This is a genomic window from Pantoea sp. S61 (genome assembly GCF_016625145.1).
Classification (GTDB): domain Bacteria; phylum Pseudomonadota; class Gammaproteobacteria; order Enterobacterales; family Enterobacteriaceae; genus Pantoea; species Pantoea rwandensis_B.
Window position 1 is genome coordinate 53904 of sequence record NZ_JACVUO010000018.1, and the last position, 17193, is coordinate 71096.

At 54.5% G+C, this 17193-nt stretch carries 15 protein-coding genes; 2 read left to right on the forward strand and 13 right to left on the reverse strand.

The window, feature by feature from the left end:
• Positions 1–13: 13 nt before the first annotated feature.
• The 13 genes from wzyE to trxA form a co-directional block, all read right to left on the reverse strand.
• Positions 14–1357: an ECA oligosaccharide polymerase gene (wzyE, locus tag IAE30_RS24460; protein ID WP_200681144.1), complete on the reverse strand. Its 1344-nt coding sequence runs from the start codon at positions 1355–1357 to the stop codon at positions 14–16.
• A complete protein-coding gene (locus tag IAE30_RS24465) occupies positions 1354–2424 on the reverse strand; it encodes a TDP-N-acetylfucosamine:lipid II N-acetylfucosaminyltransferase (protein WP_200539218.1) in 1071 nt (356 codons plus the stop codon). Before IAE30_RS24465 ends, wzyE begins: the two co-directional genes overlap by 4 nt.
• On the reverse strand, positions 2421–3674 hold the full coding sequence (gene wzxE / locus IAE30_RS24470; protein ID WP_200681145.1) for a lipid III flippase WzxE: 1254 nt from the start codon (positions 3672–3674) through the stop codon (positions 2421–2423). Before wzxE ends, IAE30_RS24465 begins: the two co-directional genes overlap by 4 nt.
• Positions 3674–4804, reverse strand: a complete 1131-nt coding sequence (gene rffA / locus IAE30_RS24475) for a dTDP-4-amino-4,6-dideoxygalactose transaminase (RefSeq protein ID WP_200681146.1) — start codon at positions 4802–4804, stop codon at positions 3674–3676. Before rffA ends, wzxE begins: the two co-directional genes overlap by 1 nt.
• Positions 4801–5499 (reverse strand): dTDP-4-amino-4,6-dideoxy-D-galactose acyltransferase, encoded by a 699-nt coding sequence (gene rffC, locus IAE30_RS24480; protein ID WP_200539215.1) that lies wholly within the window; start codon positions 5497–5499, stop codon positions 4801–4803. Before rffC ends, rffA begins: the two co-directional genes overlap by 4 nt.
• Positions 5477–6358 (reverse strand): glucose-1-phosphate thymidylyltransferase RfbA, encoded by an 882-nt coding sequence (gene rfbA, locus IAE30_RS24485; RefSeq protein ID WP_038643809.1) that lies wholly within the window; start codon positions 6356–6358, stop codon positions 5477–5479. The genes rffC and rfbA overlap by 23 nt, the downstream gene beginning before the upstream one ends.
• A gap of 23 nt (positions 6359–6381) precedes the next feature.
• Entirely contained in the window at positions 6382–7458 is a 1077-nt protein-coding gene (rfbB, locus tag IAE30_RS24490) for a dTDP-glucose 4,6-dehydratase (RefSeq protein WP_038643810.1), read from the reverse strand.
• Positions 7455–8714, reverse strand: coding sequence for a UDP-N-acetyl-D-mannosamine dehydrogenase (wecC, locus tag IAE30_RS24495; protein WP_200681147.1), 1260 nt, complete (start codon positions 8712–8714; stop codon positions 7455–7457). Before wecC ends, rfbB begins: the two co-directional genes overlap by 4 nt.
• A 2-nt stretch (positions 8715–8716) precedes the next feature.
• A complete protein-coding gene (gene wecB / locus IAE30_RS24500) occupies positions 8717–9841 on the reverse strand; it encodes a non-hydrolyzing UDP-N-acetylglucosamine 2-epimerase (RefSeq protein ID WP_038643812.1) in 1125 nt (374 codons plus the stop codon).
• Positions 9842–9852: 11 nt separating this feature from the next.
• Positions 9853–10902, reverse strand: coding sequence for an ECA polysaccharide chain length modulation protein (wzzE, locus tag IAE30_RS24505; RefSeq protein WP_200681148.1), 1050 nt, complete (start codon positions 10900–10902; stop codon positions 9853–9855).
• Between the two features lie 36 nt (positions 10903–10938).
• On the reverse strand, positions 10939–12015 hold the full coding sequence (wecA, locus tag IAE30_RS24510; protein ID WP_038649742.1) for a UDP-N-acetylglucosamine--undecaprenyl-phosphate N-acetylglucosaminephosphotransferase: 1077 nt from the start codon (positions 12013–12015) through the stop codon (positions 10939–10941).
• A gap of 278 nt (positions 12016–12293) precedes the next feature.
• Positions 12294–13553, reverse strand: coding sequence for a transcription termination factor Rho (gene rho, locus IAE30_RS24515; protein WP_034827837.1), 1260 nt, complete (start codon positions 13551–13553; stop codon positions 12294–12296).
• Between the two features lie 343 nt (positions 13554–13896).
• A complete protein-coding gene (gene trxA / locus IAE30_RS24520) occupies positions 13897–14229 on the reverse strand; it encodes a thioredoxin TrxA (RefSeq protein ID WP_003851963.1) in 333 nt (110 codons plus the stop codon).
• A 116-nt stretch (positions 14230–14345) separates the two neighbouring features.
• Here trxA and rhlB point away from each other — a divergent pair, with 116 nt between their 5' ends.
• Together rhlB and gppA are read left to right on the forward strand one after the other, a co-directional pair.
• Positions 14346–15641, forward strand: coding sequence for an ATP-dependent RNA helicase RhlB (gene rhlB, locus IAE30_RS24525; protein WP_038643814.1), 1296 nt, complete (start codon positions 14346–14348; stop codon positions 15639–15641).
• 7 nt (positions 15642–15648) lie between these two features.
• Positions 15649–17133, forward strand: a complete 1485-nt coding sequence (gene gppA, locus IAE30_RS24530; RefSeq protein ID WP_038643815.1) for a guanosine-5'-triphosphate,3'-diphosphate diphosphatase — start codon at positions 15649–15651, stop codon at positions 17131–17133.
• The last annotated feature ends 60 nt before the right edge of the window (positions 17134–17193 follow it).

Genomic DNA, 17193 nt, shown 5'->3' on the forward strand with positions numbered 1-17193 from the left:
ATGTTCCCAAAGGTTAAGACAGGCTGTGAACCACTGGCTTGCTACGCGAGCGAATCAACCCCGCACGCGCTAACAGCCAGTACAGCAATTTAGCCACCGCCATACAGGCAGCAAAAATAATGCAAAAGAACACCACGCGCGAACCGAAAGCATCCAGCCCTTCACGCGCCAGCACGATCATGTTGAATACCGCACCGAAGCAAAAGCTCTGCAGAATCGCCCCGCTATAACGGTTCGAAGCATCACGGCCTTGCAGATAGAGGTTATCGAATCCTTTCATCAGCCAGCCGACGGCAATCGCACCCAGCGGAATAAACCACACGCCGCCCATTACCAGCAACGAACCCAGCAGCGTGGGCGAAATCGCCAGTCCTGAATGGTTGTTCAGCACTTCCCAGGTAAAGTAGTTGGCGCTATTTAACACAATCGACGGACGTTCCGGCCAGAGCCAGCTCGGGATGAAGACATAAAAGTCACGCCAGACCGGTGCTAAGCCCTGTAAGTCAATTTTGTCGTAGTTCTGCAATAACAGCGCGAGATTTTCCCAGGGGGAGAAGGTATCACGCGTTAAATACAGGAAGGTGTAAAACGCTTCATCGCCCACCACATCGAGGTTATAGCGCCGCAGTGCCAGCCAGAACATGCCAGCAATCGCCATCACGCCTGCGCCCACCAGCATCCACAAGGTGATCCAACCGCGCGTAATACCGATAAACAGGAACAGGGCAAAAGCGATGATGATATTGGCGCGCGTCCCGCCCACCAGCGCATAAGTCAGCAAACCAAATGCCACCGACACCAGCAAAAACCATAGCCACTGGCGCTGTGTGGGGTTGAGGAAATAGCGAATCAGCATCGCCGGAATAAAGAAGTAGAAAAATCGTTTGAGCGCTACGCCGGATACTTCGCTGGAGAAAATCTGGTTATACGCAGAAAGTCGGAACAACAGTAACCCGTTGTGCATGAAGAACACCGTGACCGTGCCAATCGCCACCAGCGCCAGTAACAGACAGGTTAGATGGGTTTCGACTCGGTTCATCTGCAACCAGGGTTTGCGCGGTGCAGCGTTGATCGGCCTTAACCGGACTTTATAACTGACGTAATAAATCGCATAAAAACTGGTCGCGGCCAGCAACGCCTGTAACAGGTACTCCGGTGGCACCACTTCAACATTAAAGCGGAATACCAGCACACTGGTGAGGGGGAACCCGAAATAAAAGGTCAGTAAAAAAAGGATGGTGAAGAACAGGTGGAAGTTAAAACGCACCCGTTTAAATTCCCGCCAGGTCAGCGTCAAAATGAAACCTAGCGAGAACAGATAAACCACCAGCAGACCACTAAACTGCATCAGGCTCATGTTCTCTCCCTTTCACTCAGGCTCAACGCGTTGCGCCAGCCAGCCAGATAACCAGGGGCGAAAAAGGCAATCGCGGATTTATCATACTGTGCCAGCTGACGCTGAGCTTCAGCCACACTCGACGCATCCAGTGCATCTTCACTGAAAAGAACCGGCAACCCTTGTTCGCTGAGGTCGCGCCAGAACGGATTTTTTCGGTTCAGCACAAAGGGAATGTTGGCCTGCATCAGCAAACATAACGTGCCAATACCCTGTTGACGTTCGAACATAAAATAGCCGAGCTGGCAGTCACTGAGCAATTGCAGATAGGTATCAAAATCTATCTTATCGCGTAGTAAAGTCACCTGGCCTTGCGGATACAGGCGCTGTGCAGCCGCGCTGATCTCGTCAATGTACGCCTGATTGTTTTCCGGATAGCCCAGTGGGATGAGCACTTTCACGCGATCGCCAAACTGAGCGTGAATCGCCTGCAAGCCTTCGATATGGCAATTGCTGCGATCGCCGGAATTGCCCAGCAGCACGGTGAAATCACCGCTCGTGTTGCCGCCGGGCACTGCAGCATTGGGCATACGCGTTGGAAAGTAGAGCAGCGATGTCGGCACGCGCGGATGGCGCTGCTGAAAACAGTGTAAATCACCACGCGTCGCGAACACATGGGCAATGCGATGCTGTGCCATGCGGCGCAGCAGATAAAACAGCCGATACTTCAGCCCACGCCCTTCTTCGTACAGATCCGCACCCCAGATATGCCAGTAGGCCTGCTGACGCCGCAGTTTACCTCTGAGCAACGCTAGCCAGATTTGCGGATTGAACTGTCCATGAAAGAAGAAGCGTTGCGTACGGTCAGCCGCACGGGACATTACCGCCTGTGCAAGTGCGCGCTTGCTGGGATAGCTTTCGATTTGCAGCGCGGTATAGGCTTGCAGCGCTTCAGGCGTTGAAGTCACCACCATAAACTGGCGCGGTCCAGCACCCGGCAATTCGGTGCTCATCACCTCATCAAAGAAGCGCAACACCGTATGGTTATGATGTGGGATATCCGATCCCAGCACGTGAAATAAAGTCATTTTTTTCGGCAATAAATCATAAAGGCGCCACAGCAAAGGGCGAAGTAGAGCACGTAAGTCGCCATATAGGCTTGTGCGGCTCCGGCGGTTCCATGCAGCGGAATCAGCCAATGTGAGAACGCGGTTAACAGCACAAACTGGCTGATTTCCGTCAAAATATAAAAGCGCAGTGAGGCTTTAGCGATCACCAGATATCCGAAAACATAGGCGCCAACTTTAAAGACGTCACCGCACAACTGCCAGACAAACAGGTCTCGCATCGCGGTAAACTGCGGTGAAAACAGCAGCCAGATGGCAATGTCACGCAGTAACCACACGGAGAAACTCGCAGCCGCCACGGCAGGTAACACAAAACGCAACGCACGCCCAATTTCACGCGCAATCTGCGGTTTGCTTTCCAGTCGCGCCAGCGTCGGCAGTAACCAGACACTAAAAGTCGCCGTGATAAATTGCAGATAGGCATCGGAAATACTGGTCACACCCTGCCACAGACCCACCTGCGCCCACCCCTGCTGTTCTGCCAGCAAGTTACGCATCATCACCCACGCCACCGGCAAGGTGACCGATGTAATCAGTGCCATCAAGGTGAACTTTGCCAGATTTCGCGCCAGTTCCGGCTGCCAGCTCGGTTTTAACCAGCGCAGCGGTAGCACCTGACGATGACGGCGCAGCATCAGCAATGCCGGAAACACCAACAGTGCAGGCACCAGCGCTAAACCCACCAACGCGCCAGCATATCCGCCCAGCCACCAGCACAACACATAACCCAGCACGCCCACCAGACTACCGATAATCAGCGCCAGCGCATTGCCGCGCGCATCGCGGAAGCCTTTTAGTAATGCCAGCGTCAGATTGGCCCAGGCAATGCCGAACTGCAGAAAGGCCACGATCCTCACCACATTGGCAAAGTCGTCATGACCAAATAGCGCATGACTTATCGGCCCCGCCGCCAGCAAGAACACCAGCGCCACCAGTGTGGAGAAGCCGATCACCATGGATGATGCCGTACCCGTCACGGCACGCAGTGGCTCGGGCTGCTGCTGAAATTGTGCGATGTAGGTGGTTACACCGTTGAAAATGCCCGCGCCGGCCAATACACCTAATACGGTAATCAGTTGGCGAAAGTTACCGGCCTGGCCAACCCCTTCCGGCCCAAAGCTGACCGCCAGCAATTTCACCACCAGCAGACCGGCAATGATTTTCACTAACGTTGATGAGGCCGTCCAGACTGAGGCTTTGGCTAACGACATCAGGCAAAGAAACTCAACAGCGAGCTGATAACGGTGCGCTGGTTGTTATCCGACAGGTTATAGAACAGCGGCAGGCGCAGCAGGCGCTCACTCTCTTTGGTGGTGAAGCGGTCATCGCCGTGGAAGCGACCATAACGTTCACCGGCTGGCGAAGAGTGCAAGGGAATGTAGTGGAACACCGTGAGGATTTCTGCCTCTTTCATCCAGTTGATCAGCGCCTGGCGGTCATCGCTGTCGCGCAGTTTGATGTAAAACATGTGCGCGTTGTGACGGCAGTTTTCCGGCACCATCGGCAATGTGATACGTCCAGCGGCTGCCAGTGGCTTCAGCGCATCATAATAGCGCTGCCACAAGTGCAAACGCTGCTGGTTAATGCGCTCAGCCGCTTCGAGTTGCGCCCAAAGGTAGGCAGCCTGCAGATCCGCCATCAAATAGCTCGAACCGATATCACGCCAGGTGTATTTATCCACCTGACCACGGAAGAACTGGCTCCGGTTGGTGCCCTTTTCGCGGATAATCTCCGCACGCTCCACCAGCTTCGCGTCATTAATCAGCGTTGCTCCACCTTCACCGCCGGCGGTGTAATTTTTGGTTTCATGGAAGCTAAAGCAGCCAATATGGCCAATGGTGCCCAGCGCACGCCCTTTGTATTGCGACATCACGCCCTGCGCCGCATCTTCAATCACAAATAATTGATGCTTTGCCGCCAGCGCCATGATGCTATCCATCTCGCAAGCGACGCCCGCGTAGTGCACCGGCACAATCGCACGGGTTTTCTCAGTGATCGCGGCTTCAATCAGCGTTTCATCGATATTCAGCGTATCGGGGCGCACATCGACGAACACGATCACAGCACCGCGCAGCACGAAGGCATTGGCAGTGGAAACAAAGGTGTAGCTCGGCATGATCACTTCATCACCGGGCTGGATATCGATTAACAGTGCGGCCATTTCCAGCGAGGCAGTGCAAGAGGGTGTCAGCAGCACTTTTTTGCTGCCAAAGTGCTGCTCCATCCACTGCTGACAGCGGCGGGTAAATCCACCGTCACCGCAGAGTTTGCCGCTGGCCATCGCCGACTGCATATATTCAACTTCGCTGCCGACGACCGGCGGCGCATTAAATGGGATCATGAGGCTGTCCTGTAAAACCAGTAGGCGGTGCTTTCAAGGCGAGCACCGCTGCGTAAATAGAGGCGCATCGCCGTAAGATTACTCAGCTGTGTCGCGACGCGCAGTCGTTCAAGTTGCCGCACGCGGCCCCAATCCGCTGCCGCCAACAGCAAGCGTTGACCCATGCCCTGCCCTTGCGCTGCGGGCAGCACGGCGAGCAGGCCGATACGCGCATCACCGTTCACTTCACGCATCGAGACAAAGCCTTGTAATTGACCGGATTCGTCGCTGGCCACCAGGCATTGGTGATCAAAGGTGCCGCGAACCGCGTTTTCAATCCACTGCGCATAGAAACGACCGCTGTCATCAGCGTTAAACCAGGGCGCACGAAAACGGCTTTGGCGAAAGGCATGCGATGCCGCCTCACGCAATGCCGGGATCTGTGCTTCACGCGCGATGCGCACGCCAACCTGGCGCTCGGTGCGTTTGATATTAATGGCCAGATCGGCCTCACCCTCCACCAGCTGAAAACCGTGCTGGCTCAAGGCATCAATGGCGTCAGTACGCTCGGCGGGCACTTTGGCCTGCCACAACGTATCTGGCTGCTGCAGCGCGTCGGCAAGGGTGAAGTCGCCATCCAGATCGATACGCGCACTGTTCACGCCAAAGAAATCGCTTTCCCACGCAAGGGGGTTAATACTGACGCGGACGGGCATGGAGAACATCCAGCAGATATTGGCCGTAGCCGGTTTTGGTCAGTGCTTGCGCCGCCGCCAGCAACTGATCATCAGTCAACCAGCCGTTACGCCACGCAATCTCTTCCAGACAAGCGATTTTAAAGCCCTGACGTTTTTCCACGGTCTGGACGAACATACTCGCTTCTATCAGGCTGTCGTGAGTTCCCGTATCCAACCAGGCAAAGCCACGTCCCAGTAACTCGACGGAGAGTTCACCCTGCTCAAGATACATCTGGTTAATCGCAGTGATTTCCAGCTCGCCCCGAGCTGAAGGCTGTACCTGTTTGGCAAACTCCACCACGCGGTTGTCGTAGAAGTAGAGGCCGGTAACCGCCCAGCGCGATTTGGGTTGCAGCGGCTTTTCCTCGATGGAAAGCGCATTGAAGTCGTCATCAAACTCCACCACACCAAACCGCTCAGGGTCCATCACCTGATAAGCAAACACCGTGGCACCACAGCTGCGCGCGGCCACTTTTTTCAGCTTCGGGCTGAAGCCCTGACCAAAATAGAGATTGTCGCCCAGCACCAGACAGCAGCTGTCATTGCCAATAAAGGACTCACCAATGATAAACGCCTGCGCCAGACCATCGGGACTGGGTTGTTCGGCATACTGCAACTGCAGGCCGAACTCGCTGCCATCGCCGAGGAGACGCTCAAAGTGCGCACGATCTTCCGGCGTGGTGATAATCATAATCTCGCGAATCCCCGCCAGCATCAGCACCGACAGCGGATAGTAGATCATCGGCTTGTCGTACACCGGCAGTAGCTGCTTTGAGATAGCACGGGTGATAGGGTGCAAGCGCGTGCCTGAACCACCCGCGAGGATGATACCTTTCATCGTTGCTGCTCCTGTATTATGCCTCAGTGCGGCGTAGCTAAACCCAACCGCTCGCCACGATAGCTGCCGTTGAGAATCGCCTGCCACCATTGTGGATTTGCCAGATACCACTGCACGGTCTTGCGAATGCCACTTTCGAAAGTTTCCTGAGGCGTCCAGCCTAAATCACGCGCAATTTTGCTGGCGTCAATGGCATAACGCAGATCGTGACCGGGACGATCGGTGACAAAGGTAATCAGATCACGATAGCACGCGAGGTGCGCCGCGCGCTGCTGCGGTGCGAGTTCGTCCAGCAGATCACACAGGGTTTCCACCACCTCAATATTACGGCGTTCGTTGTGACCACCAATATTATAGGTTTCGCCGACTTTGCCGCTGCTCACCACGCAGTAAAGCGCTCTGGCGTGGTCTTCGACATACAGCCAATCGCGGATCTGACTGCCATTGCCATACACCGGCAGCGGTTTTCCGGCTAAGGCATTAATGATGGTGAGCGGAATCAGTTTTTCCGGGAAGTGGCACGGGCCATAATTGTTCGAACAGTTGGTGACAATAATTGGCAAGCCGTAGGTGCGTAACCAGGCCCGCACCAGATGATCGCTGCTGGCTTTCGTCGCTGAATAAGGGCTGCTGGGCGCATAAGGCGTGGTTTCAGTGAAGAAATCATCACTGCCATGCAGATCGCCAAACACTTCGTCAGTGGAAATATGATGGAAGATGAAGCCTTTTTTACGCTCATCCACCATGCCATTCCAGTAGTGGCGAGCCGCTTCCAGTAGCTGATAGGTGCCCACAATGTTGGTTTCGACAAACGCAATTGGCCCATCGATCGAACGGTCCACATGGCTTTCTGCGGCCAGATGCATAATGCAATCCGGTTGATACTGGGCCATGACGCGGTCCAGTTCGGCTCTGTCGCAAATATCCACCTGCTCAAAGGCATAGCGCGCATCATTCTGTACTGAAGCCAAAGAGGCTAAGTTGCCAGCGTAGCTGAGTTTATCCACCACCACCACCTGATGGTCTGTTTGCTCAATCAGGAAGCGCACCAGTGCGGAACCAATAAAGCCAGCACCACCCGTGATGAGGAATTGTTTCATCGCCAGACACCTTTAGTATCGATAATCCACTGCTGCGTAATCTGGCTGGCATCGATCGTGCGGAACGGCGTGTGATCCACCAGCATCACGATGATATCCGCCTGCTGCAACGCATCCTCAGTGGAAACCAGTGTTGCTTCATTTGCCAGTCGCGCAGGAATTTCTGCCACATGCGGTTCAACCACCAGCGTGCTGCCGCTGTGCCACTCAGCAATTAGGTGTGCCACCGCCATCGCCGGGCTTTCACGTAAATCATCGATGTTCGGTTTAAACGCCAGGCCGAAGCAGGCAATCGTCACCTCAGAAGCACGTTTGCCGCTGACAGTCAGGCAGTCAGCCAACTGCTGTTTGACCTGATCTAACACCCACGTCGGTTTCGCATCATTCACTTCCCGCGCGGTGCGAATCAGCCGTGCCAGCTCCGGATTTTGCGCCACGATAAACCAGGGATCGACAGCGATACAGTGCCCACCGACGCCCGGCCCGGGCTGCAGAATGTTGACGCGCGGATGGCGGTTCGCCAGCGCAATCAACTCCCACACGTTGATCTTCTGCTCCGCACAGATCAGCGATAGCTCATTGGCAAACGCAATATTCACATCGCGGAAGCTGTTCTCCGTGAGTTTGCACATCTCCGCAGTACGCGCGTTGGTTTCCACACATTCGCCGCGCAGGAAGATGCGATACAGTTCGCTGGCCCGTGCTGAGCACGCAGGCGTCATGCCGCCAATCACACGGTCATTTTCCAGCAGTTCTACCATCACTTTGCCGGGCAGCACGCGCTCCGGGCAGTAAGCGATAAACACGTCACAGTCATCACCGTGCTGCGGGAAACGCAGGTCAGGACGCGCCTCCGCCAGCCAGGTGGCCATCTGCTCGGTAGCGCCAACCGGTGAGGTCGATTCAAGAATCACCAAATCGCCGATTTTCAATACCGGTGCAATCGACAATGCTGCCGCCTGTACGTAGCTCAGATCCGGCTGATGATCGCCGATAAACGGCGTGGGTACGGCGATTAAGAAGGCATCCGCGGCTTCGGATTCTGTGGTGGCGCGCAGATGTCCTGCCTGAACGGCGTTGCGCACCACGTCACCCAGCTCCGGCTCAACAATGTGAATATCGCCGCGATTAATGGTCTCGACTGCGCGAACATTGATATCCACGCCGATCACTTTTTTTCCCTTTGAGGCAAAAACAGCTGCCGTTGGCAGCCCAATGTAGCCCAGTCCGATAACGGAAATGGTTTCAAAACGCATAATTATACTCTGTGTTGTTTCAATGCCTGCAGGATGCGCGCGCAGGCTTGTCCATCGCCATACGGATTGTGCGCGCGACTCATCCTCTGCCAGGCTTCCTCGTCCTGCAGCAGCAGGCCGACTTCTTCGACAATCCGGTTGATATCGGTACCGACCAGTTTTACGGTGCCCGCATCCACTGCTTCCGGACGCTCAGTAGTATCACGCATGACCAGAACAGGTTTACCCAACGATGGCGCTTCTTCCTGAATGCCCCCGGAATCGGTGAGGATCAGCCAGGAACGGTTCATCAGCCAGACAAACGGCAAATACTCCTGTGGCTCAATCAAAATGATATTCTCGATCCCACTCAGGATACGATTGACCGGCTCGCTGACGTTGGGATTGAGGTGCACCGGATAGACGATTTGCGCCTGCGGATGCTGACGTGCAATCTGCGCCAGCGCGCTGCAAATGCGTTCGAAACCGCCGCCAAAGCTTTCACGACGATGGCCGGTAACCAGAATCAGTTTTTTATCTGCATCAAGAAACGGATAACGCGCTGCCAGACGCGCATTCAGGTCGCCATCATCCAGCACCCGATCGCGCACCCATAGCAGCGCATCAATCACCGTATTGCCGGTAACAACGATACAGTCATCCGGCAAATTTTCACGCAGCAGATTCTGCCGCGAACTCTCGGTTGGAGTGAAATGGTAGCTCGCCAGATGACCGGTTAAGGTGCGGTTAGCCTCTTCCGGCCAGGGCGACATCAGGTTGCCCGTGCGCAGTCCTGCTTCGACGTGCCCCACAGGAATCTGATGATAAAAAGCGGCTAAGCTCGCGGCAAAGGTGGTGGTGGTATCGCCGTGCACCAGCACCACATCGGGTTGGAAATCGGCGAGCACCGTTTTCATTCCTTGCAAAATGCGGCTGGTGATCTCCGTCAGCCCCTGCTCCGGGCGCATAATATTGAGATCGTAATCGGGCTGCAGCTTGAACAACCGCAGCACCTGATCGAGCATTTCACGGTGTTGCGCGGTCACGCACAGGCGTGATTCAAACGACGGGTCCTGCGCCAATGCCTGCACCAGCGGGGCCATTTTGATCGCCTCAGGACGCGTGCCAAATACGGTCAGAACTTTCACGTGGCTTCTCTTTAATGGCTCGTTGGTGACGTTGGACGAGGACGGCGCACCAGCGCCACACCTGCACCCACCAGCGCGCCAATGACGCCCCACACGATCATCATAAACACTCGGCGCGGACTGTCGCGCGACACCGGCTCTTCAGGCGTACGCAGATAGCGATATGTCTGGAATGGCTTATCCAATTGCGCGCCTGCCTGCAACGTGCCCAGCATCGCTCTGTTCTGATCATAGCTCAAATCGTAAGCGGGCCCGCTGGCCTGCAATGTATCGAGCTGAGCCTGCAACATTTGCTGCCCAAGCAGGAAGCGATCGCTGTCAGGCAGCGCTTCGCCGAGGGCCGGTGCACGGTTTTCCTGGATGCCCTGCTGGCTCGCCACCTTTAAAGCTTGTTCAATACGTTGGCGCTGGCGATCAAACACCGCTTGTGCCACTTCCTGCTGGCGAGTCACCTGCGCTTGCAACTGCGCACTGCGCGCCTGCCATGCGCCTTTTAGTTCCGCATTCAGATGGCGTGCGGCACGCTCGCTGGCATAGGCGATATATTGGCGCAGCAGGTTATTCGCGTCGCCAGCGGTTTCGGCAATCAGCTTAATGTTATCCAGTGTGTTATGCGCCGCATCCGCTGGTGTGAACTGAATATTGGTAATCAAATCGTCCAGCAAAGCCGCATCGTTGTGTGTATTGCCACTTTTGCGGCTTTTGAAGTAATCGGTCTGCTGCCAGAAATCACGGCGCGTGTCCCAGGAGGCCAGTTGCATGGTGAACTCCTGATAGACCTCATCCATCACGGTGGGTGCGGGCGTGTTGAGATTGAGCGTGTTGTTACGCACATCAAGGTTATTAAGGAATTGCTGCTGCACGAAGAAGTCACCCAGCATATTCACCGTCGGGCGATCGGTCGTCGCGGTGGTGCTCCATGCTTGTTTCATCAACATCGAGGCAAGCCATGCCAGTAAGGCAAACAGCAGCGCAAAGCCGATAATCCAACGCTTACCGCGCCACAGCGTGCAGCCCAGGCCGCGCACATCCAGTTCGTTCTCCACAACGACAGAGGTCATAACAAAAGTCCTTATCAGGGTACTGATCGGGGTAACTTATTTTTTATCTTCGCCACTGCTTTGCCAGCGGCGTTTAATGCGACGGATTTTGCGCGCCACACGCCACGCGTGTTTCAGGCAGTAGCCGTAAAGGAAAAACGCCATCAGGAATAACACCAGCATCACCCACTCGGGGATGAAAGCAAGGTACTCGCCCAGCACGCCGATACCGGCTAAAAGCGCAGCAGCCACGGTGATCAGTACAAAGGCCTGGCGGGAGGTGAAGCCGGCACGCATGATCAAATGGTGAATATGCTGGCGGTCAGCTGAGAACGGACTCATCCCCTTACGCAGGCGGCGATACATAATCGCCACCATGTCCATCAGCGGAATGGCAATCAGCCAGAGTGCCGTGACCGGCGTAATCGGATGGCTCAAACCCTGGGTGGTTTCCAGCAGGATCCAGATAATGGTGAAGCCAATCATGGTGCTGCCGGCATCGCCCATAAAGACCTTGTAGCGGCGACCAATCAGACCCAGGTTAAGCAAAATGTAGGGGATGGTGGCGGCAATCATGGCAAAACACCACATAGCGAGGCTGGTCTGACCGTCGAAATAGAGGATGATGCCCATGGCGGCGAAGGTCACACTGGCCAATCCACCCAACAGGCCATCAATACCATCGACCATGTTAAAGGCGTTAATGGCCGCCCAAACGGCGAACAGTGTAAGTACGTAGCCAAATGGCCCAACAACCAATTCCACCGGACCAATGATAAATCCGAGGCTCAGCAGATACAGTTTTGCGCCGACCATCATCACGATGGCCACCGCCGCTTGTACTAATGCGCGGATTTTAACGCTGATATCGAACCGATCGTCCAGTGCACCCACCAGCACCAGCACCCCTGCGCAGCAGAGGAAAAGTGCCGCGTGAGGCAAATAATAATCTGAAATAGCGAAAGCAAAGCAGATCCCCGCATATACGGAGATTCCACCCACTAACGGAATGGCGCCATGGTGTCGTTTTCTTAAATTAGGTGTGTCTACCAGCCCAATTTTTTTAGCGGCTTTACGGGCAAAAAATAGGAACACTAAAGTAAACAGAAAAACAAAACCAAGCTCAGTACTCATAGTGAGTAAATTCACGTTAACGCTCTCAGCTAAAATCATCGACAACAATAAGCAAGATTCTTGCCATTGCCGTATATCCTTTGTCCGAATTATGCCTGGGAAAAGTCTGATTGCTGAAAAAACCAGCACCTTTCTGGCACAATCATTATCTTTCTTCCTGACTGGGCTAATCCTAATGCCCATAAAAAAAAAACGCCACGTTAAGACGTGGCGTTAGCAATAAATCCTGGCAAATTGTGCGAAAGAATCGCTTCGCTTAGCGATTCAATTTCGCCAACTTACGAACGCTTCATCATATCGAAGAATTCGTCGTTGGTTTTGGTCATCGCCAGCTTATTGATGAGGAACTCCATCGCATCAATTTCACCCATTGGATGGATGATTTTGCGCAGGATCCACATTTTCTGCAGCTCTTCCTGCGTGGTGAGGAGTTCTTCTTTACGGGTACCGGAGCGGTTGTAATCGATCGCTGGGAATACGCGTTTTTCAGCAATTTTACGCGACAGGTGCAGTTCCATGTTACCTGTACCTTTAAATTCTTCGTAAATCACTTCGTCCATCTTCGAACCGGTATCAACCAGCGCAGTCGCGATGATGGTCAGGCTGCCGCCCTCTTCCACGTTACGTGCTGCACCGAAGAAACGCTTCGGACGATGCAGGGCGTTGGCGTCCACACCACCGGTCAATACTTTACCGGAAGCCGGTACCACGGTGTTGTAAGCACGCGCCAGACGGGTGATGGAGTCAAGCAGGATAATAACGTCTTTCTTGTGCTCGACCAGGCGCTTAGCCTTCTCGATCACCATCTCAGCGACCTGAACGTGGCGTGAAGCCGGTTCGTCGAAGGTGGATGCGATGACTTCGCCTTTCACCAGACGCTGCATCTCGGTCACTTCTTCCGGACGCTCGTCAATCAGCAGCACCATCAGCACGCAATCCGGATAGTTGTACGCAATGCTCTGTGCGATGTTCTGCAGCAGCATGGTTTTACCGGCTTTCGGTGGTGCCACGATCAGACCACGCTGACCGCGACCAATCGGCGATGCCAGATCCAGTACGCGAGCGGTCAAATCTTCGGTTGAGCCATTACCGCGCTCCATACGCAGACGATTGTTTGCGTGCAGTGGCGTGAGGTTTTCGAACAGAATCTTATTACGCGCGTTTTCCGGCTTGTCGTAGTTAACTTCGTTAACTTTCAACAGCGCAAAGTAACGTTCACCCTCTTTTGGCGGGCGAATTTTACCAGAAATGGTGTCACCAGTGCGGAGGTTGAAGCGGCGGATTTGGCTGGGAGAAACGTAGATATCATCGGGACCGGCGAGGTAGGAGCTGTCTCCAGAGCGGAGGAAACCAAATCCGTCCTGCAATATCTCCAGCACACCATCACCAAAGATGTCTTCGCCACTTTTCGCATGCTGTTTAAGGATAGAGAAAATAATATCCTGTTTACGCATACGTGCCTGGTTTTCCAGACCCATATTTTCGCCGAGGGTAATCAGCTCAGAAACCGGCGTGTTCTTTAATTCGGTAAGATTCATAGTGAGGGTTCTTAAACTCGGGGTAATTCTCGAAATGATTGTCGTGGGTGGTATGGCAAAAATTCCATGCCGTTAATGGCTCTTTTTCAACTCTGCTCGACGATTATCGTCTGATGTGGCGATAGGAAACGAAGAGATGGTCGAAAGGTGATGCCGAATGTGCTAGTCATCAGATTGCCAAACCACGATAACGTTCAATGCGAGCAGGGTCTGACAAGGGAAAACTTTAGATGCAAACTACAAGGTAAGTGCGTAATGCAGTGAGGTCAACTTAACACGCCTGAATGGAGACGTCCAGCAGTGGCGAAAAAATTCACCACTGCGGAACAACACCGCGCCGGGCTTAGGCCAGGTTAGCGTTCAGGAACTCTTTCAGCTGACCTTTAGACAAGGCGCCTACTTTGGTCGCAGCCACTTCACCGTTCTTGAACAGCAGCAGTGTCGGGATACCACGAATGCCATATTTAGGCGCAGTGCCCGGGTTGTCATCAATGTTCAACTTGGCGATGGTAAGCTTACCGTCGTACTCTTCTGCGACTTCGTCGAGAATTGGGGCGATCATTTTGCAAGGACCACACCATTCAGCCCAGAAATCTACCAGAGTGACACCGTCGGCTTTCAGCACGTCAGTGTCGAAACTGTCATCGGTCAAGTGAACGATTTTATCGCTGCTCATGTTTAACTCCAAAGATTGTGCCTGGCGAATTGGCGTAAAATATACCAACGTAGGTTGACTTTATTTCATCGGATACGCTTTCGTAAAGCGCTAGTAAGCTGATATTCTACCACACTATGAGCAAAACACACTTAACTGAACAGAAGTTTTCCGACTTCGCCCTGCACCCACAGGTGGTTGAAGCCCTTGATACCAAAGGCTTTTCTAACTGCACGCCTATTCAGGCGTTGGCACTGCCTTTTGCGCTTTCAGGGCGTGATGTTGCGGGTCAGGCGCAAACCGGTACCGGCAAAACGATGGCGTTCCTGACGTCAACGTTTCATCATCTTCTTTCTCATCCAGCCGCTGAAGGCCGCCAGATTAATCAGCCACGTGCGCTGATCATGGCCCCGACGCGTGAACTTGCTGTGCAGATCCATGCCGATGCAGAGCCGCTGTCGAAAGTCACGGGTCTGAAACTGGGTCTGGCTTATGGCGGTGACGGCTACGACAAACAGCTAAAAGTGTTGGCCGATGGCGTCGATATCCTGGTGGGCACCACCGGTCGCCTCATCGACTATGCGAAACAAAATCACATCAACCTCGGCGCCATTCAGGTCGTGGTTCTGGATGAAGCGGATCGCATGTTCGATCTTGGCTTTATTAAAGATATCCGTTGGTTGTTCCGCCGCATGCCGCCGGCCACCCAGCGTCTGAGCATGTTGTTCTCGGCTACCCTCTCTTACCGCGTACGTGAACTGGCGTTTGAACATATGAATAACGCTGAATACGTGGAAGTGGAACCGGAGCAGAAAACCGGCCACCGCATCAAAGAAGAACTTTTCTACCCTTCGAATGAAGAGAAGATGCGTCTGCTGCAAACCTTGATCGAAGAAGAGTGGCCCGACCGCGCCATCATCTTCGCCAACACCAAACACCGCTGTGAAGATATCTGGGGCCATCTGGCCGCGGACGGTCACCGTGTAGGTCTGCTGACGGGCGATGTGGCACAGAAAAAACGTCTGCGTATTCTGGATGACTTCACCAAAGGTGATGTGGATATTCTGGTCGCGACCGACGTTGCGGCGCGAGGTCTGCACATTCCTGCCGTGACCCACGTGTTCAACTACGATCTGCCTGACGACCGTGAAGACTACGTGCATCGCATCGGTCGTACTGGCCGCGCGGGTGCCAGCGGACACTCCATCAGCCTGGCGTGCGAAGAATACGCACTCAACCTGCCAGCGATTGAAGAGTACATTGGTCACGGTATTCCGGTGAGTAAGTACAGCAGCGAAGCACTGATGAGTGAGCTGCCTCCGCCGAAACGTCTGCAGCGCAGCCGTTCTGGAAACGGCCCACGCCGTGGCGGGAACAACAGCAACCGTCGTAGCGGCGCGCCGCGCAATAACAACCGTAAACGTTCGAGTTAAGCACACCATGCTGAGCGCATCGTCACTTTATGCTGCGATTGATTTAGGCTCTAACAGCTTTCATATGTTGGTGGTGCGCGAAGTGTCCGGCAGTATTCAGACCATTGCGCGTATAAAGCGCAAGGTGCGTCTGGCTGCCGGTCTGGACAAAGCCAATCACCTCTCCGCCGAGGCGATGCAGCGTGGCTGGCAATGTCTGAAGCTCTTCTCTGAACAGCTGCAAGACATTCCCCCCGAGCAAATCCGCGTGGTCGCCACGGCTACGCTGCGTATTGCTGAAAATGCCCAGGACTTCCTGACTCACGCCGAAGAGATCCTTGGCTGCCCGGTGAATGTCATCAGCGGCGAGGAAGAAGCACGCCTGATTTATCAAGGTGTTGCTCATACCACTGGGGGTTCCGATCAGCGCCTGGTGGTGGATATCGGCGGCGGCAGCACCGAACTGGTCACCGGCGAGGGTTCGCACGCGACCACGTTGTTTAGTTTGTCGATGGGTTGCGTCACCTGGCTGGAACGCTACTTTGGCGATCGTCACCTGGCGAAAGAAAATTTCGAGCAGGCTGAATTAGCGGCCCGCGACATGATTCGTCCGGTCGCGGCTGCACTGCGCGAAAAAGGCTGGCAGATCTGCGTCGGCGCTTCAGGCACCGTGCAGGCATTGCAGGAAATTATGGTTGCGCAGGGCATGGATGAACGCATCACCCTGAGCAAGCTGCAGCAGCTAAAACAGCGTGCGATTCAGTGCGGCAAGCTGGAAGAGCTGGAAATCGAAGGATTGACACTTGAGCGCGCGCTGGTGTTTCCCAGCGGCCTGTCGATTCTGATCGCTATCTTCCATGAACTTAGCATCGACAGCATGACGCTGGCCGGTGGGGCACTGCGTGAGGGGTTGGTGTACGGCATGCTGCATCTGCCGATTGACCGCGACATTCGTAGCCGCACGTTGCAAAACGTCCAGCGCCGCTTCTCTATCGATGTGGAGCAGGCAAGCCGCGTGCGTCAGCTGGCTGAAAGCTTTTTCCGCCAGGTGAGCACGGCCTGGAAGCTGGATAACCGATGTCGCGATCTGCTACTGAGCGCCTGTTCGATTCACGAAATTGGCCTGAGCGTTGATTTCCGCCAGGCACCACAGCACGCCGCTTACCTGATTCGCCATCTCGATCTTCCCGGCTTTACACCTGCACAGAAAAAAATGCTCGCCTGCCTGCTGCAGAATCAGAGTGGCAGTATCGATCTCGCTTTACTGACGCAGCAGAACGCTGTGCCACCACGTATGGCGGAACGCTTAAGCCGTTTACTGCGTCTGGCGCTAATCTTCTCTAGCCGACGTCGTGATGACACGCTGCCTGCGGTACGTTTACAGGCGGATGATGATGCGCTACACCTGACGCTCCCCGCAGGCTGGCTGGACGCGCATCCGCTGCGTGCCGAGTTGCTGGAGCAAGAGAGTCATTACCAGTCTTATGTGCACTGGTTGCTGACTATCTCTTGATCAAAGCTGCTGCGCTTGCTGATGCTGCGTTGAAAAGCTCCCGCCAAATGCTCATTTACG

What these genes read in the sequence shown, in the direction of transcription:
- rffC (WP_200539215.1), bottom strand. Translation starts at nt 5,499, where the DNA reads ATGCCCGTCCGCGTCAGTATTAACCCCCTTGCGTGGGAAAGCGATTTC.
- rhlB (WP_038643814.1), top strand. Translation starts at nt 14,346, where the DNA reads ATGAGCAAAACACACTTAACTGAACAGAAGTTTTCCGACTTCGCCCTG.
- IAE30_RS24465 (WP_200539218.1), bottom strand. Translation starts at nt 2,424, where the DNA reads ATGACTTTATTTCACGTGCTGGGATCGGATATCCCACATCATAACCAT.
- trxA (WP_003851963.1), bottom strand. Translation starts at nt 14,229, where the DNA reads ATGAGCAGCGATAAAATCGTTCACTTGACCGATGACAGTTTCGACACT.
- wzxE (WP_200681145.1), bottom strand. Translation starts at nt 3,674, where the DNA reads ATGTCGTTAGCCAAAGCCTCAGTCTGGACGGCCTCATCAACGTTAGTG.
- gppA (WP_038643815.1), top strand. Translation starts at nt 15,649, where the DNA reads ATGCTGAGCGCATCGTCACTTTATGCTGCGATTGATTTAGGCTCTAAC.
- rho (WP_034827837.1), bottom strand. Translation starts at nt 13,553, where the DNA reads ATGAATCTTACCGAATTAAAGAACACGCCGGTTTCTGAGCTGATTACC.
- wzyE (WP_200681144.1), bottom strand. Translation starts at nt 1,357, where the DNA reads ATGAGCCTGATGCAGTTTAGTGGTCTGCTGGTGGTTTATCTGTTCTCG.
- wzzE (WP_200681148.1), bottom strand. Translation starts at nt 10,902, where the DNA reads ATGACCTCTGTCGTTGTGGAGAACGAACTGGATGTGCGCGGCCTGGGC.
- rffA (WP_200681146.1), bottom strand. Translation starts at nt 4,804, where the DNA reads ATGATCCCATTTAATGCGCCGCCGGTCGTCGGCAGCGAAGTTGAATAT.
- rfbB (WP_038643810.1), bottom strand. Translation starts at nt 7,458, where the DNA reads ATGAAACAATTCCTCATCACGGGTGGTGCTGGCTTTATTGGTTCCGCA.
- rfbA (WP_038643809.1), bottom strand. Translation starts at nt 6,358, where the DNA reads ATGAAAGGTATCATCCTCGCGGGTGGTTCAGGCACGCGCTTGCACCCT.
- wecC (WP_200681147.1), bottom strand. Translation starts at nt 8,714, where the DNA reads ATGCGTTTTGAAACCATTTCCGTTATCGGACTGGGCTACATTGGGCTG.
- wecA (WP_038649742.1), bottom strand. Translation starts at nt 12,015, where the DNA reads ATGAGTACTGAGCTTGGTTTTGTTTTTCTGTTTACTTTAGTGTTCCTA.